This window comes from Mycolicibacterium lutetiense, from assembly GCF_017876775.1.
GTDB classification, from domain to species: domain Bacteria; phylum Actinomycetota; class Actinomycetes; order Mycobacteriales; family Mycobacteriaceae; genus Mycobacterium; species Mycobacterium lutetiense.
Map to the genome: position 1 here is coordinate 1,484,913 of NZ_JAGIOP010000001.1, position 16,260 is coordinate 1,501,172.

Here is a 16,260-nt window from a genome sequence, read left to right on the forward strand (position 1 = left end):
GACTGGAACAAGTCCCGAATGAGCCTGGAGTGAGGGTGAGATGAGCACCGTGCAGCGCGGGCGTGATGCCGATCGGACGGCACAGTTGACCGCCGCACTCGGTGCCGCGCGGGCGCGGTTGGCGCGGGCCGCAGAATCGGTCGGGCGAAATGTCAATGAAATTGAATTACTTCCGATAACGAAATACTTTCCGGCCTCCGATGTCATTATTCTCAATCAATTAGGGTGCCTCGCATTTGGTGAATCCCGCGAACAGGAGGCCGCCGATAAAGTCGCTTCTGTTCGCGCGGAATTAACGGACGTTCCGATTCGCTGGCACATGGTGGGGCGCATCCAGCGGAACAAGGCGCGGGCCGTCGCGGGTTGGGCGCACACCGCGCACTCGGTCGACAACACCCGCCTGCTGACCGCGCTGGACCGGGCCGTGGGGGAGGCGCTGGCCGCCGGCACGCGCACCCGGTCGTTGCGCGTGTACATCCAGATCAGTCTCGACGGCGACTCCGAACGCGGCGGAGTCGATGTGAATGTCCCCGCTCTTGTCGACGAAATCTGTGGGTCAGCGAACTCCGCCGAGGCGTTGGAGTTCGCCGGCCTGATGGGAATCCCGCCACTGGCATGGGATCCCGACGATGCCTTCGCACGACTGGACGCCGAGCGGCACCGGGTACAGCGCGACTACCAGCACCGGCTCGAACTGTCGGCGGGGATGTCCGGAGATATCGAAAGCGCGGTCAAACACGGATCGACGTGTGTGCGTGTCGGTACCGCGCTCATGGGGCAACGCCCGCTAACGTCACCGGAAGTAGTCACACCAGTCACATCTTCATCACAGACACCACCACCCCCATCGCCCGCAGAAGGGTCGCCGAGATGAGCACACTGCACAAGGTCAAGGCCTACTTCGGCATGGCGCCGATGGAGGACTACGACGACGAGTACTACGAGGACGACGACCGCGGCGCGGCGCGCAGCTACGCCCGACGTCCCCGTGACGAGCGTTTCGACGAGGACGGCTACGGCTACGAGGGAGCCGAGTACGACGAGGGTCCGGCCTATCGGGGCGGCTATCCGGGCGGTTTCGCCGAGGAGCCGCGGTTCGATGCGCGGATGCGTACCCCCCGCGAATTCGACCGTTCCGCACCGCGTCTCGGCGCACTGTCCGGATCCACCCGGGGTGCGTTGGCGATGGATCCCCGCCGGATGGCGGAGCTGTTCGAGGCGGGCAGTCCGCTGGCGAAGATCACCACGCTGCGGCCCAAGGATTACAGCGAGGCCCGCACCATCGGCGAGCGGTTCCGCGACGGCACCCCGGTGATCATGGACCTGGTCTCGATGGACAACGCCGACGCCAAGCGCCTGGTCGACTTCGCCGCCGGTCTCGCGTTCGCGCTGCGCGGCTCGTTCGACAAGGTGGCCACCAAGGTCTTCCTGCTGTCACCGGCTGATGTCGATGTCAGTGCCGAGCAGCGGCGCCGGATCGCCGAGGCCGGCTTCTACGCCTATCAGTGAGTCGCGACGCCCGTCGCAGCTCGGTGGCGCCGCCACGCATGGCTGATGCCCAACAGGGCACAGGTAGGCTGGCGGCGTCGCACTATCGGTTGACCACGTCTTCTGTGTGAGATGTGTCCGACCGACGGCGACCTGTATCCAATGTCACACATCCTGCTGTAGTGAGGTCGGCTCAGTTGTCGCTGTTCTTCGAAATTCTCGGTTTCGCGCTGTTCGTCTTCTGGCTGCTGCTGATCGCGCGCGTCGTCGTCGAGTTCATCCGGTCCTTCAGTCGCGACTGGCATCCCAAGGGGCTGACCGTCGTGGTCCTGGAGCTCATCATGACCGTGACCGATCCGCCGGTGAAACTTCTGCGGCGCCTCATTCCCCAGCTCACGATAGGCGCGGTGCGCTTCGACCTGTCGATCATGGTGCTGCTTCTCGCGGCATTCATCGGCATGCAATTGGCGTTCAGCGCGGCGATGTAGAACGGTGGGTGAGTGAGTGGGGACACCCGCTCTCGGCGTTTGCCGAATGGTCCACAAATGCGTAAGAAGATTGAAATTCGTTCTTAAAAATAGGCCTCCACTGCAACCGCCGGGTCTGGTGTGACAGGATGGACTCCAGTTGCGATCAAGCGAGGCTTTACACTTTGAGATCGGTTGACGGTCCAAGACTTCAAGGGGGCAGACAATGCCGCTCACACCAGCGGACGTCCATAACGTCGCGTTCAGCAAGCCGCCTATCGGCAAACGTGGCTACAACGAGGACGAGGTCGATGCCTTTCTCGATCTGGTTGAGAATGAGCTGACTCGGCTCATCGAGGAGAACGCCGATCTTCGGCAGCGCGTGTCCGAGCTCGATTCTGAGCTGGCCTCGGCGCGGTCCGGAGCGGGCGGCGCTCAGTCCAGCCAGTCCATCCCGCTCTACGAGCCGGAGCCCGAGCCCACGCCGGCCCCGCAGCCGGTCTACGAGGCCCCGCCGGTGCCGGTCGCCCCTGTCGCTCAGCCGAGCGAGGAAACCGCGGTGCGTGCCGCCCGGGTGCTCAGCCTCGCGCAGGACACTGCAGACCGCCTGACCTCCACGGCCAAGGCCGAGTCGGAGAAGCTGCTTTCGGACGCGCGGGCGCAGGCCGACGCGCTGGTCAGCGACGCCCGCACGACCGCCGAGACCACGGTCTCGGAAGCACGGGCCCGTGCCGACGCCATGCTGTCCGATGCACAGACCCGTTCGGAGACCCAGCTGCGTCAGGCGCAGGAGAAGGCCGATGCACTGCAGGCCGACGCCGAGCGCAAGCACTCCGAGATCATGGGCACGATCAATCAGCAGCGCACGGTCCTGGAGGGCCGCCTGGAGCAGTTGCGCACGTTCGAGCGTGAGTACCGGACACGTCTGAAGACCTACCTGGAGTCTCAGCTGGAGGAGCTGGGCCAGCGAGGTTCGGCCGCGCCGGTGGATTCCAGTGCCAACAACGACTCGGCGGGTGGTTTCAGCCAGTTCAACCGCGGCAACAACTAACCGGCAAGACCGACTTCCTCACACTGTCGTGAACCGGCCCGATCACGGGCCTCCAGACTTAGGGTTGAACGATGTTGATCATTGCGCTCGTGCTTGCCGTCATCGGCTTGGCTGCGCTGGTGACCGCCGTGGTCACCAGCAATGAGTTGATCGCCTGGGTCTGTATCGGTGCCAGCGTGATCGGCGTGCTGCTGCTGATTGTCGACGCATTGCGGGAACGCTCGCGCGGAGGGAACGCCGGCAGCGACGACGACGCCGACGACGAGGCCAATGCCACCGAGACCACGGAGACCTTCGACGCGGTCGAGGCGCCGGTGGATTACCCCGACGACCTGGTTGCCGAACCGGAATCTGATGTCGCCGTGGAGTCCGACGCCGCAGACGTCGACGTCGAGGCCGACGACTCCGCCGAGAAGTACAACAAGAGCTAACCCGCGCCGGGTTCGGTGGTGGGCTCGGCCAGCAGGCGACGAACCTCGTCGTCGCTGACCTGGTGGAAGTCTGCGAACGCCTGGCCGACCGCCTCGAACTGGGGTGGTGTGCTGGTGCAGACCACGTCGTCGGCCTCCTCCAGGAGCTGACTGCTCACCGTCGGTGGTCCGACCGGTACCGCCACCACCACCCGTCGGGCCGCCCGCACAGCCCGGACCGCGGCCAGCATCGTGGCCCCGGTGGCGATGCCGTCGTCGACCAGGATCACCGTTCGATCGGTGACGTCCGGTGCCGGGCGTCCGCCGCGATAGGCCTGTTCCCGTCGCTCCACCTCGGCGGTCTCGTGCCGGATCGTCTCGACGAGGGTGTCATCGTCGATACCGAGGCGGTTCACCAGTCCGTCGTTGATCACCAACCCACCGCCCGAGGCCACCGCGCCCATCGCGAGTTCCTGCCACTGCGGCACACCCAGCTTGCGGACCACGAAGACATCCAACGGTGCATGCAGGTGCGTGGCGACCTCCCAGGCGATCGGCACTCCGCCCCGGGCCAGGCCCAGAACGAGCACCTCGGGTCGATCTCGGTAGGACACCAACTGCTCGGCCAGGACCCGGCCCGCCTCGTGGCGGTCCTGGTAGGTGCGTTCGCTGCTCGCTCGCAGACTCCAGGCGTTCATCAGCATTGTGGCCGGCACTGAAGGCAATTGCGCCGACTGATGTCAGCCTACGTCGATGGTTGCGCCCGGACCACCCGACTGAGGAACCCCCGGACCAGCGTGCGTAGCCGGGCTGCCGCGTCATCGATGAATTCTCTTGTGTGCAAGCGCAATTCGTCGGGGCTGCGGCCGATTTCGGCCAGTGCGCCGTCACGGTCGTGGGCCAGCCAGACCTCCAGCAACGCGGAGTCGAGTTCGGGATGAAACTGCAGCGCCAGTGCCGTGCCCAGTACGAAGGCCTGAGAGGCGGCGGGCGTCCGGGCGATCTCGATGGCGTCCGGCGGGAGTGTCCAGCGGTCGAAATGCCATTGGAACCATCGGCCACCGGGAACCAACCGTTCGTCGTCGGTGGCGACGTCGTACCAGCCCACCTCGGGTAACGGCGACCTGGTGACCGAACCGCCGAAGGCCTGGGCGATGAGCTGACCTCCGAAGCACACGCCGAGCACGCCGACCCTGGCTTTGACCGCCCGGCGCACCATGGCCATCTCGGCTCCGACCCAACTGTTGCGCAGAGCCTCGTCGTGGACAGCCCAGCGGGCGCCCAGCGGAACGATGACGTCATAGTCGGTCGGGTCGGGGAACGTCACCGCGCGGGCGGGGTCGTCGTCCTGCCCGGGCGCAACGACGTCGAAGGTGTCGACGTCGAATCGGCATTCGGTAAAGACATCGGCCAGCATGGCCTCGGTGGCCGTGCAGTCGTTGCGCAGGAACAGGACCTTCGCTGTCACACCGCCATTATGCGATGCCCTCCGAGTTTCCGGTCCAATTATCAGACCTTCAGGCTGCCTCGAAGATCAGCGGCAGTGACGCGGGACCGGTGATGCCGGTCATCGGCTTCCACGGGGCACGCCCCTCGCACCGGGGGTTGTGTAACTTCCGGCTGAGTACGCGCAATGCCTCGGCGAGCTCGACCCTGGCCAGGTGTGCACCCAGGCAGTAGTGCAATCCACCACCGAACGTCATCATGGCCGGGGGACCGATGCGGTTGACATCGAATCGCTCGGGCTCGTCGTACACCTCTGGATCCCGGTTGGCCGCAGCGAAGTTCACCACCACCTGGGTTCCGGCCGGGATGGTGAGGCCGCCCAGTTCGACGTCCTCGCGGGCGATCCGCACACTGCTCAGTGCGATTGGCGTGTGGCGCAACAATTCGTCAACGAAAAGTGGTGCCATATCCGGATTCTCGGCCAGTATCAGCCACTGGTCCGGGTAGTCGCACAGCACCTGGACGGCCGCCGCGAGTTGATTGCGGGTGGTGTCGGTGCCGGCCAGAATGACACCGCCGGCCAGCATCAGCAGCTCGGAATGGGTGAGGCGGTCACCGTCGACCTCCGCCCGGATCAGATCCGAGAGGAGATCGTCGGTGAGGCTGGAATTCCGTTGCACCACCATGCCATCGACGTAATCGTCGAGTTGCAGCCACGCCGCCTCGACCGTGTCGGCGTGGTCGCCGAGGTTCCAGCTGAACATCTTGAAGATGTCATCGGCCCACTGGGAGAACAGATGCCAGTCCCGGCTCGGGGCACCGAGAAGCGCGCAGATCACCGGGATCGGATACTGCACCGCGATGTCGGCGACCATGTCGCAGTGTCCCTCGGACAGGTGAGGGTCCGTGAGTCGGGTGACGATGTCGACGCAGGTTTCCCGTAGTCGGTCGGCGCTGCGGGGCGAGAACGCCTTGGCGACGAGACGGCGCAACCGGGTGTGCGATTCGGCATCGACACCCAGCAGGCTGCTGTTCGCCCGGTCCCACAGCGGCCCGGACGTGATGCCCTGCGCGGCCAGGAACACGCCTCTGGGGACCTCGAAGCGCGCATCGCGCAGAGCGGCGCGGACCAGGTCGTAGCTCAACAACTCCGGACCGTGGGCGCCCATCGCGACCGGGGCGTGGGCGCGGGCCGCCGAGATCAGCCGGTGTACCGCCTCCGGGTCGGTCTCGTGCTCGTAGTCGAGCGGGGGAAGGCCGGCATCGGTTATCAGGGTCATGACAGCCTCCGCGTGATCGGACGACAACCTACTGATAGTGATGCTGGTCCGATTGGCCCCGCGGGTCGTGAGTAGCGGGCTACGTCACCGGCCGACACCTCGCCAGCGGTGCGTACCACCCAGCCCGGGGCCATTAACATGCCCTGAACAGTGGTGATCGGTCTCACCGCGGGCGCATCCGCGCGGTGAGGATCAGTTTTCGTGGCGATAACGTTGCCGGAAAGATCCGACAACACCGCCACCGCACGATGTGGGCATGGCGGATGGCGCGGTCCCGGGTTCGGTCCCGGACACGACGAAGCGCACGGCATGTTCGTACTGCGGCGTCGGCTGCGGTATCGAGGTCACCACCAGGGTCGATGACGACCGCACCGTGATCGCCCGGGTGAGCGGCGACAAGCTTCACCCCGCGAATTTCGGCCGGTTGTGCACCAAGGGGGCGATGCATGCCGAGATGATGTCCGCCACCGATGACCGCCTGGAGTCCGCGTTCCTGCGGTTCACCCGCGACGACGAACTGCTGCCGACACCGGTCGACGACGCGGTGGCCGAGGCCGGACGCCGGCTGCGGGCGATCGTCGACGAGCACGGCCCCGATGCCGTCGCACTCTACGTCTCCGGACAGATGACGCTGGAGGCGCAGTATCTTGCCACCAAGCTGGCCAAGGGCTTCCTGCGTACCGTGCACATCGAATCGAACTCTCGACTGTGTATGGCCAGTGCGGGAACGGGATTCAAACAGTCTCTCGGCGCTGACGGGCCTCCGGGCTCCTACACCGACTTCGACCGGGCCGACCTGTTCTTCGTCACCGGCGCCAACATGGCCGACTGCCATCCGATTCTCTTCCTGCGCATGGCCGATCGACTCAAGGCTGGCGCCAAACTGATCGTGGTGGACCCGCGTCGCACCGCGACCGCCGAACGCGCCGATCTGTTCCTTCAGATCAGACCGGGAACCGATCTGGCGCTCCTCAACGGCCTACTGCATCTGCTCGTGCACACCGGCGACATCGACCGGCAGTTCATCGCCGAGCACACCACGGGTTGGGAAGCGATGCTGGACCTTCTGGCTGACTACCCCCCGGCCCGGGTCGCCGAGATCACCGGCCTACCCGAGGCCGATATCCGCACCGCCGCAGCGATGATCGCCGAGGCCGGCGAGTGGATGAGCTGCTGGACCATGGGCCTCAACCAGAGCACCCACGGGACGTGGAACACCAACGCCATCTGCAACCTGCACCTGGCCACCGGGGCCATCTGCCGTCCAGGTAGCGGCCCGATGTCGCTGACCGGTCAGCCCAACGCGATGGGCGGGCGCGAGATGGGCTATATGGGACCGGGTTTGCCCGGTCAGCGGTCGGTACTCGCAGCAGAAGACCGGACGTTCGTCGAGACCCGGTGGGGCCTCGAGCCGGGCGCGATCCGCTCGGAGGTAGGCCCGGGAACCATCGGAATGTTCGAGCAGATGGAGCAGGGCCTGATCAAGGCCTGCTGGATCATCTGCACGAATCCCGTTGCCAGCGTGGCCAACCGGAAGACCGTGATCAACGGTTTGGAGGCCGCCGAGCTGGTCGTCGTCCAGGATGTCTACCGCTCCACGGCCACCAACCACTACGCCGACATCTTGCTGCCCGCCGCCTTGTGGGCGGAATCAGAAGGTGTGATGGTCAATTCGGAACGCAACCTGACGTTGCTGGCTCCCTCGGTCGCCCCGCTGGGCCAGTCGCGGCCGGACTGGCAGTTGATCTGCCAGGTGGCCGCGCATCTGGGCTTCGCCGAGCACTTCGATTACCGGTCCGCCGAAGAGGTCTTCGCCGAGATCCGTGAGTTCGCCAACGCGAAGACCGGATACGACCTGCGCGGTGCCGACTATGAGAGGTTGCGCCGAACCCCGTTGCAATGGCCGGTCCCGCCGGTCGATGCCCCCGGCGGCGACGACGACCGGCACCCCATCCGCTACCTCAACGACGGCATCAGCCAGGACCTGTTCGTCGACTCCGACGGGAACCGGCCGAGACTGGCCTTCGCCACGCCCTCGCGGCGTGCGGTGTTCCTGGCCCGGCCACACATGGACGCCTCGGAGTTGCCCGATGACGACTATCCGTTCGTGCTGAACACCGGTCGGCTGCAACATCAATGGCACACGATGACCAAAACCGGGAAGGTGGACAAGCTCAACAGACTCAACCCGGCGCCGTTCGTCGAGATCCACCCGCTCGATGCCCTGGAACTCGACATCGTCGACGGTCAACCGGTCGAGTTGACCTCGCGGCGCGGGCGCGCTGTGTTGCCCGCCGTACTGAGCGACCGCGTCCGCGCCGGCAACTGCTTCGCACCATTTCACTGGAACGACGAACACGGGGAGTACCTCGCCGTCAACGCGGTGACCAACGATGCCGTCGACCCGGATTCGCTACAGCCTGAATTCAAGGTGTGTGCGGTCAGCCTGCGGCCGGTCCGGTCGGTCGACGGCGCTTCGGCGCTGCATCCGTTGGCCGCCGAGGTGGGATTGAATTCCACCCACAAGCCCGCCCTGAGTCAGGACGAAAAGATCTATTTGGCCGGGTTTTTCACCGGTCTTCCGGATGATCCCGTCGGCGTTCCGGTCCTTCCGGAAACGGCGCCGCTACGCGCCACCGTACGACTGTGGGTGGACGGGGTGCTGGCGGGACGCTATTGCCGGGCCGGCGCGCAGGACCGGTTCGAGCGGTCCGCAGGAACCGGTCCGATGGTGTTGTGGGCCTCCCAGACCGGCGCTGCCGAGGAATTCGCTGCCGGCCTGGCAGCCCGCATCGCCGGTGCGTCGTTGGTCAACATGGACGAACTCGCGCTCGCAGACCTGGCCACCGCGCGTGACATCCTGGTGGTCACCAGCACCTTCGGTGACGGTGGGCCACCGGACAACGGGGCCGATTTCTGGAGTCGGCTGCAGTCCCCGGACGCACCGCAAATGCACGGGATCCGTTACGCGGTGCTGGGCATCGGTGACAAGTCCTACGACAACTTCTGCGGTCACGCCAAGTCCCTGGACCACCGGTTGGCCGATCTGGGGGCCACCAAGCTTCTCGACCGCGTCGACTGCGAGGCCTATGACGACAAGCCGTTACGGCGCTGGGCCGACGCGGTCACCACGGCGCTGGCAGGTGCCACGCACGCCCCGGCCGTCGTCGGGGCGGCCCGCACCGTCATTCCCATCGAGCCTGATGAATTCACCAGGCCCAAGCCGATTCTGGCGGCGCTGGCGCGCAACGAGCTGCTGACGACGTCGAGGTCGGCAAAAGAGGTGCGCCAGTTCGGCTTCGACGTCTCCGAGTACGACGTCAGCTACGGCGTCGGTGACTCGTTGGGGGTCTACGCGAGCAACGACCCGGCCATGGTGGACGCCTGGCTGGCGGCCACCGCCCTCAGCCCGGATTCGGTGATCGAGGTCGACGGCGTCGAGCAGTCGTTGCGGGACGCTCTCATCTCGTCGTACGACATCTGCCGGGTGACCCCGGATCTGTTGCGGTTCGTCGCGGACACCTGTGGCGACCGTTCGGCGACCAAGATCCTGCGCAGTTCCGGTGAGCGACGCAGCAATTGGCTGCACAACCGTAACGGCCTCGATATCGTCTCCGAGTTCGCGGTGCGCGCTGAACCCGAGGAATGGCAGGAGGTACTGGTTCGGCTGACGCCGCGTAGCTACTCGATCTCCTCCAGCCCGCTGGTCAGTCCGCACGAGATCCAACTGACAGTGTCGGTCCTGCGGTACCGCGGGCCCGGCGGCTCGGCCCGCGGCGGGGTGTGTTCGACCTTTCTCGCCGACCGCGCCGCCGCCGCACCGGTGTTCCTGCAGCGTTCCCCGCATTTCCGCCCACCCGAGGATGCGGGAACCCGGATGATCATGGTCGGCCCGGGTACCGGAGTCGCCCCCTTCCGTGGCTTCCTGCAGGAGCGGCGTGCCTTGGGGCACGGCGGCCGTAACTGGTTGTTCTTCGGCGATCAGCATCGCAGTGAGAACTTCTACTATCGCGACGATCTGGAGGGCATGGTCCGCGACGGTTTCCTGAACCGGCTGGATCTGGCGTTCTCCCGCGATCAGGCCGAGCGCGTGTACGTCCAGCATCGGATGCTGGACAACGGGGCGGACCTGTGGCGCTGGCTGGACGACGGTGCCCACTTCTACGTGTGCGGTGACGCGGGCCGGATGGCCAAGGATGTCGACGCGGCGCTGACGACCATCCTGCGGACCCATGGCGGGATGTCCGAGGACACCGCGCACGACTACAAGCGGGAACTGGTCGCCCAGAAGCGTTACGTGCGCGACGTGTACTGAGATCGGCTACCGGCTCGGCTCATTGCGCCAGGTCGTTCCAGACGATCTTGGCGAGTTCATCGCGGTCGGCCACGTCGAGCTTGATGCAGGCCCGGTAGATGTGGCCCTCCACGGTGCGGACCGAGACGGTCAGTCGTTCGGCGATGTCGCGGTTCGACAATCCCTGCGCGACGAGACCGGCCACCTCGCGTTCGCGTCCGGTCACCGGTAGGGGGCGGGCGGCCGATCGAATCGCCGGGGTGGCGGCGCCACCGCACTTGGACGCCAATTGCAGTGCGTGCGCGGCAGATTCGGTGCTGTTCCGGCGGTGGCCGGCCTTGTCGTGCAGGGGCACCGCCTGGGCGGCGGAGTCCGCCGCCGACAGCAGCAGGCCGGCTTCCTCGAATGCGCCGGCCACCTTGTCCAGTTCGTTCGCGTCACCGGCGGCCACCGCGGCGGCGTGCCGTGCGTAGAGGGCGGGCAGCGGACCGTCCGTCCGGTCGACCAGCTCCAGTAGGCGCCGGGTCACACTGCGGTCACCGAAGCGCGCCGCGCTGTGCAGCGCCTCGGCCTCGACTGCGTACTGGCCGGAGGAATGTGCCGCGTCGGCGGCTGCCCGGGCCAGGTCGATGGCCGAGCGGTGCCCGCCCTTGGCGGCGGCCACCCAGGCCTTGGCGACCATCCGGAGGGGCTCGTGCAGCGCCATGAATTCGCCCGAGTGCTCCTTGGCGTCCTCCAGTGCCCGTTCGGCCTCGACAGGGTTTCCCACCCCGGCGTAGGCGCGGGCCAACAGCAGCCGGCCGGGGAGTTGCCAGGGCAGGGAGCTCTCGGCGTTGAGCGCGGCGAGCGCCTGCTCGATCGCCAGGATGGCATCGTCGAACCGGCCGCTGTGGGTGGCGGCCACGCCGTCCATGATCTTGGCGATGGCCCACCCGGCGAACTGGCCGGCCGAGGAGAATTCGGTGTACTCGGTGGCGCGCTGCCGGGCCAGTTCGAGTTGACCGGTGTAGGCGAGGGCCAGCACCTCGCCGTAGAAGACCATGATCCGGACCATTCCGTCGGTGGTCTTGCGTTGAGCGCTGCACCGCGACGCGATCGGCAGGAATTCATTGCCCCGGCCCACCAACGGCATGGACAGGCCGGCGGCGAATGCCGCGAAATCGACCGCCTGCCGCGGGGCCTCGGGGTCCGCCAGGACCCGTTCGGCGATCTCGAGTCCTTCGGGAATCTTGTTCTGGTGCACGGCCATACCCGCACCGGTCGCGTCGACGATCAGTCGTAGGGTCGGATGGGTGACCCGCTCGCGCAGGAGGACGAGCACCTGATCGGCCCGTGCCACGTCGCCCATGGACCAGAACAGGTTGGACAGCCGCGGAATGCCCCACTGCACGAGCTCCAACTCGGTGAGGTCTGCGGGCGAGAACTGCTCGAGGATGCCGTCGGCCTGTGCCGGATGGCCCTGCCACAGCAAGGCACGGGAGAGCAGTGCAGCCGCGCCGAGTCCACCGCCGTGATCGAAGGCGGCACGGGCCAGTTTCTCGCCCAGCGGAAGGTTGGACAGGAACACCGCATCCTTGGCCGCGGTGATCAGCAGCTCGATGTCGGTGCCCTGGTCGCTCTCGATGGCCAACTCGGCCAACTTGATTCGGCTGGCGGGGGAGTCCAGGTTGCGCTCGTGCAGGATCTTGGCGATGCGGCCCCGCAGTTTCCGGGCAGATGCGGTGCCGACCCGGCGGCGCACTGCCTCGCCGAACAGTGGGTGGCTGAAGCGGACGTTGACCTGGTTGTCGTCGGCCACGATCCGGATCAGGCCGCGCATCTCGGCGGTGTCCACGGCCTCCTCGCCGGCCAGTTCTGCCAGCGCGTCGATATCGAGTGGTTCGCACAGCGACAGCAGCTTCAGCGCGTGCAGGACATCTTCGCCGGCATGCGCCAGTCGTTCGTCGAGCAGTTCGACGAGCCCGGAGGGAATGACGGTGGGGCCGCGGAACTGCCATACCCCGTTGACCTCGGTCAGCGATCCGGCGTCGACCGCGCCCTCGACCATGTTGCGCAGGAACAGTGGGTTGCCGCCCGAGGTTTCCCACATCACGTCGGCGCTGAGCCCCTCCAGCGTCCCGCCCAGGACGATCTCGATGAGTGCGATGCTCTGCTGTTTGGTGAACGGGCTGAGTTCGAAGCGTTGTAGGTAGCCGTCCTTCCAGAGCGAGGTGACGGCATCGGGCACCGGCTCACCACTGCGGACGGTGGCCACCACGTGGCCCGAGCGCTCGACGGCGATCTGGTGCAACAGCGTCGCCGACAGTTGGTCCAGTAGATGTGCATCGTCGATCCCGACGATGGTGTCGCCGTCGGCCACAAGCGATTCGCGTGCCGATCCGATGAGGGCGATGGGGTCGCGTGATCCCGACGGCGACACCCAGTGTGCGAATGCGCCGAGCGGGATGCTGCGCGACGACTCGGTGCACGCGGCCCAGTGCACCTTCTGGTTCAACGATGCGGTGACGGTGCGCGCCAAAGTGGTCTTGCCGACTCCCGCGGCACCGACGAGTACGACTCCGCAGCTGTCCGTCCCGCTGAGGGCGGCCCGAATGGCCTCGTGCTCGGCGGGCCGGTCCAAAAGTTGCCACTGACCAGGCATGGGCCCTGAGTCTAGGGGCACCAGGCCCGGAACGCTGCCGAAAAGGGGGTCGACGGGGAGTCGTGTGTCGGCCGCGGTGGCGAATGTTCTTCCCATTGCAAGTATTTCCCGTTCGCTGGCGTCAGTCCGGAAGTTCGGAGATGTCAGAGGGCTCATGCCGCTCGATGCGGTTCATCCGGTGCCGGAAGTCGCTCGACGCTTCGTACACCTTGAGCTTCAGCCGGTTGATGGACCCCAGCGGCCGGTGGGCCTCCAGGCCACGCCACGAGTTGAACGACAGCACGTCGTCGCCGTACGCGCGGCGCAGTGCGCTGTACGGATTCTGCTCGGGGTACACCACCTTGGCCACCGGCAGGTACGGCGAGTCCCAGGGTTTCGTCGCATCCTCGATCGGCATCTTCTCCGTGTCGAGACACAGTTGCACGCTGAATGTGTACTCCGCGGAGTGCTTTTCGAAGAAGGTCATGATCAGATCGCGATGCTCGTCCTGGCCCGGATTGCGCGGAAGAGTCTGATCGGCAAGCGCTTTGACCTCCGGCGAGGTCGGTTCGTATTTGAAGCGGGCCACGTAGTCGCCGTACCGGATCGGGGCCGACGAGTAGAACGTCTCGCCCAGGATGGGACGATTGGGGGCGACGAATACCGCCAGATTCTCCGGTATCGGCAGGCCGATCTTCTTGAGCGCGCCCAGCAGTTCACTACCGGCCCACAGCGCGCCGTCGGACAACCGGGCCAGCAGGGTGGCGCTCAGCATCCCTAACTTCCGGTACGCGTGGGCGTCGGCGAACAGGAATTCCTCGTGGGTGACGAGCACGAAGTCCTGCGTCACATTCGGTTCGTCGTTCGGGTCCTTCATCGCGCGCTCGCCGTGCACGCCGATGGCCTTGATGCCGAGCCCGCGCACCCCACGGTTCCGGTCGCTGCGCAATACCCCTGAGGTGGTTGAGATGCGGGCGACCACTGGGTAGCTGCGCGCTTGGGCGAACATCCCCTGGGTGAGCACTGCCGGCAGGTCCGGGTTGACGATGAGTTCGCCGCGCAGGATGGCGTGGCTCTTGGCATGCGCGTCGCGCAGTCCGTGCTTGAACTTCTTGTAGGCGCGGGTGTTGTTCTTGTGCAGAGACTCGATGATCTTCTCGATGTCCTCGGCCTCACCCGCCTTGGGTTGCTCGAGATCGTCGCGGTAACGAACCGGGCTGAGGCTTTCGACGATGCGACGTACGTCGGCGGGGGCCATGGCTTCGGTCATGCGGATGCCTTTCTGGTGGGGGAGACAGGGGTCCAGGGGGCGAACGGGTTCGTCACGCCGGCCAGAGCCGGCGCCAGGTCGGGGAAGTGGCGCAACAACACCGAGCGCATGTCGTTGTCCCGGACCCACTTCATGCCGGCGACGGTGTACGTCTCGTCGCGGAAGTCGGTGGTGAAGAAGCGGTCGCTTTCCAGCCGCCGGGTGGCCATCAGGACGAAGACCCGGAATGCGGTGTCGCTGAAGCCGAATCCGGGCGGTTTGGGCTCGGCGTACAGACCGATCATCAGGTCGACCAGGTCGACGTCGTCGCCGTAGGCCTCACGCAGCTCAGCGGCCAGGGCGGTCTCACCGGTCAGCTCCTCGAAGGTCTTCACCGGCTTGAGCCGGAACAGCCTTCGGAACTCGTTGTAGCGCGGGACGCCTCGTTCCCGGCACCGGAGCACGTCGATCGTGGCGAGGTCGATCAGGGTGCCGTCGACGCGGTGCATGTGCTGCAGGTGCCTGGGGAAGTTGTGCAGCGACAACGCCCCGGGATGGGCACGGCCGAACGAGTAGAACAGGTCGGCCATCGGGCTCTCGCCCAGCCGAGCACGCACATTGAGCACCGAGAGTTCGGGTAGCTCGTGCTGCGCGGTGACGCGGTCGTCGGCCAGCGAGCGGAACGTGAACTCGTCGGGAATCAACGGGTGCATCCGGTACACCGCGACGAACTCCTCGGTCAACGAATACGGCACGCCGTGATGTGTGGTCGGTGAGCCCGGGATGCCGTACCACAGGGGACTGCTGCCGAGGCTTCGCCGGAGCCGGGGACCCAGCTTCTCGCCCAGCAGGCCGAACCAGTTGACGCGCATGGCCGTCACCGTGGTCGGGTGCGCGATGATGGCCGGCGTCCAGTCCACGGTGTGGATCTTGGCCATCAGTGCGGAATTGACCAGGCGCGCCTTGTCATAGAGCTGTTGGCCGGTGAGGTAGGGGTACTCCCGGGCCAGGTGGTCGCAGATGGCGTTGTGCTCGCGCATGAACAACGAGTGCAGCAGGGCCAGGCCCACCCAGAAATTCCCCGCGGTGCCGGTGAGGTCAGCCGTCGCTTCGACCTCGGGTGGCGGCAGCCCGGAATCGTCGATACGCAACTTGCCGTGCTCGGGCGCGCGCAGCGCACTGGCGAATGCCGGTGTGGTCCCGTAGATCTGGGAGGCATCCCACCAGTGCGACTCCTGGGTGACGAAGGTGGGCGGGCCGACCGGGCTGAGGTGCGGGTCGGGCGGGGTGCGCTCGACCCGCATCGGCCGCTGCGGCCACGGATCATCGTCGCGCAGCGGTACCACCCAGGGTCGGGCGGCAACCGAGCCATGGGCGAACCAGTCGTGCACCTCGAACTGAATCCACGCCGCGGCCAGCAGGTTCAGTGTGGTCGCGGGCTGAAAAACCTCGCGCGTCAGTAGGGTGCGGCTGATCAGCCGTGGGTTGGGGGAGAGAAGTCGCTGCGCGGATTCGGGGTAGGAGTGTTCGGGCGGGACGTTTCGGCCGAACCGGCAACCCACCGCACCCATCCGGGGGTCTTCGAGATCGTTGTAGGACCCGTCGCGGGTGCGGGCGCCCAGATAGTTGCCGACGCCGGCAGGATCGCCCGGCGGGACCGGGGCGGGCTCGGCGGCATACAGATTCGACGTTCGCAGTTGATGGCGCAGCCCGATCAGAACGATCAATCCAACCGGCTTGGGCAGCCGGGCCCAGCCCACCGTCTGATCGATCTGCTGGGCGATCCTGGCTGCGAGGGTGGCCGCCAGCGATCGCGACCGGGACCAGACAGCGGCGACGAATGCTGGTGCCTGTCTCGGCGTGGTCACCATTCGCTGTTTTCCCTCCGGCCGAAATATCGAGCCTGTTGGCCACGATTGTTGTGCACGGAAGCAGAAATGACATGAGTAGTGGGC

12 protein-coding genes are annotated in these 16,260 nt (G+C 66.3%); 6 read left to right on the plus strand and 6 right to left on the minus strand.

The annotated features are described in order from the left end of the window. Positions 1-40 precede the first annotated feature (40 nt). From JOF57_RS07095 to JOF57_RS07115, 5 genes are all read left to right on the plus strand, one after another. Complete coding sequence (locus JOF57_RS07095; RefSeq protein ID WP_209915265.1) at positions 41-874, plus strand: YggS family pyridoxal phosphate-dependent enzyme; 834 nt, start codon at positions 41-43, stop codon at positions 872-874. After that, positions 871-1,509, plus strand: coding sequence for a cell division protein SepF (locus JOF57_RS07100; protein ID WP_209915267.1), 639 nt, complete (start codon positions 871-873; stop codon positions 1,507-1,509). The genes JOF57_RS07095 and JOF57_RS07100 overlap by 4 nt, the downstream gene beginning before the upstream one ends. Positions 1,510-1,685: 176 nt before the next feature. Next, positions 1,686-1,976 carry a YggT family protein gene (locus JOF57_RS07105; RefSeq protein WP_003880337.1) on the plus strand — a complete coding sequence of 97 codons (291 nt, stop codon included), beginning with the start codon at positions 1,686-1,688 and terminating at the stop codon, positions 1,974-1,976. 205 nt (positions 1,977-2,181) lie between these two features. Further along, positions 2,182-3,006 carry a DivIVA-like cell division protein Wag31 gene (gene wag31, locus JOF57_RS07110; protein ID WP_209915269.1) on the plus strand — a complete coding sequence of 275 codons (825 nt, stop codon included), beginning with the start codon at positions 2,182-2,184 and terminating at the stop codon, positions 3,004-3,006. A 71-nt stretch (positions 3,007-3,077) separates the two neighbouring features. Then, positions 3,078-3,437: a hypothetical protein gene (locus tag JOF57_RS07115; protein ID WP_209915271.1), complete on the plus strand. Its 360-nt coding sequence runs from the start codon at positions 3,078-3,080 to the stop codon at positions 3,435-3,437. On the opposite strand, the gene JOF57_RS07120 is transcribed toward JOF57_RS07115, so the two are convergent. Genes JOF57_RS07120 through JOF57_RS07130 form a run of 3 tightly spaced genes read right to left on the minus strand, consistent with a single transcriptional unit; the run spans position 3,434 to position 6,142 of the window. Beyond that, a complete protein-coding gene (locus JOF57_RS07120) occupies positions 3,434-4,114 on the minus strand; it encodes a phosphoribosyltransferase (RefSeq protein ID WP_209915273.1) in 681 nt (226 codons plus the stop codon). The two genes, JOF57_RS07115 and JOF57_RS07120, sit on opposite strands and share 4 nt — an antisense overlap. Positions 4,115-4,161: 47 nt before the next feature. Then, the gene (locus tag JOF57_RS07125; protein WP_209915275.1) at positions 4,162-4,884 is read right to left on the minus strand and encodes a type 1 glutamine amidotransferase; all 723 of its coding nucleotides are present in this window, start codon (positions 4,882-4,884) and stop codon (positions 4,162-4,164) included. A gap of 49 nt (positions 4,885-4,933) precedes the next feature. Next, entirely contained in the window at positions 4,934-6,142 is a 1,209-nt protein-coding gene (locus JOF57_RS07130) for a cytochrome P450 (RefSeq protein WP_209915277.1), read from the minus strand. Positions 6,143-6,398: 256 nt separating this feature from the next. On the opposite strand from JOF57_RS07130, the gene JOF57_RS07135 reads away from it, so the two are divergent. Continuing rightward, complete coding sequence (locus JOF57_RS07135) at positions 6,399-10,457, plus strand: bifunctional nitrate reductase/sulfite reductase flavoprotein subunit alpha (RefSeq protein WP_209915279.1); 4,059 nt, start codon at positions 6,399-6,401, stop codon at positions 10,455-10,457. 19 nt (positions 10,458-10,476) lie between these two features. Here the strand turns inward: JOF57_RS07135 and JOF57_RS07140 are convergent, their stop codons facing one another. From JOF57_RS07140 to JOF57_RS07150, 3 genes are all read right to left on the minus strand, one after another. Then, positions 10,477-13,077 carry a LuxR C-terminal-related transcriptional regulator gene (locus tag JOF57_RS07140; RefSeq protein ID WP_209915281.1) on the minus strand — a complete coding sequence of 867 codons (2,601 nt, stop codon included), beginning with the start codon at positions 13,075-13,077 and terminating at the stop codon, positions 10,477-10,479. Between the two features lie 121 nt (positions 13,078-13,198). Further along, the gene (locus JOF57_RS07145; protein WP_209915283.1) at positions 13,199-14,326 is read right to left on the minus strand and encodes a catalase family protein; all 1,128 of its coding nucleotides are present in this window, start codon (positions 14,324-14,326) and stop codon (positions 13,199-13,201) included. Then, positions 14,323-16,176 (minus strand): peroxidase family protein, encoded by a 1,854-nt coding sequence (locus tag JOF57_RS07150; protein WP_209915285.1) that lies wholly within the window; start codon positions 16,174-16,176, stop codon positions 14,323-14,325. Before JOF57_RS07150 ends, JOF57_RS07145 begins: the two co-directional genes overlap by 4 nt. Positions 16,177-16,260 lie beyond the last annotated feature (84 nt).

Coding starts and splice junctions, on each gene's coding strand:
- JOF57_RS07095 (WP_209915265.1), top strand. CDS start 41: ATGAGCACCGTGCAGCGCGGGCGTGATGCCGATCGGACGGCACAGTTG.
- JOF57_RS07100 (WP_209915267.1), top strand. CDS start 871: ATGAGCACACTGCACAAGGTCAAGGCCTACTTCGGCATGGCGCCGATG.
- wag31 (WP_209915269.1), top strand. CDS start 2,182: ATGCCGCTCACACCAGCGGACGTCCATAACGTCGCGTTCAGCAAGCCG.
- JOF57_RS07115 (WP_209915271.1), top strand. CDS start 3,078: ATGTTGATCATTGCGCTCGTGCTTGCCGTCATCGGCTTGGCTGCGCTG.
- JOF57_RS07120 (WP_209915273.1), bottom strand. CDS start 4,114: ATGAACGCCTGGAGTCTGCGAGCGAGCAGCGAACGCACCTACCAGGAC.
- JOF57_RS07130 (WP_209915277.1), bottom strand. CDS start 6,142: ATGACCCTGATAACCGATGCCGGCCTTCCCCCGCTCGACTACGAGCAC.
- JOF57_RS07135 (WP_209915279.1), top strand. CDS start 6,399: ATGGCGGATGGCGCGGTCCCGGGTTCGGTCCCGGACACGACGAAGCGC.
- JOF57_RS07140 (WP_209915281.1), bottom strand. CDS start 13,077: ATGCCTGGTCAGTGGCAACTTTTGGACCGGCCCGCCGAGCACGAGGCC.
- JOF57_RS07145 (WP_209915283.1), bottom strand. CDS start 14,326: ATGACCGAAGCCATGGCCCCCGCCGACGTACGTCGCATCGTCGAAAGC.
- JOF57_RS07150 (WP_209915285.1), bottom strand. CDS start 16,176: ATGGTGACCACGCCGAGACAGGCACCAGCATTCGTCGCCGCTGTCTGG.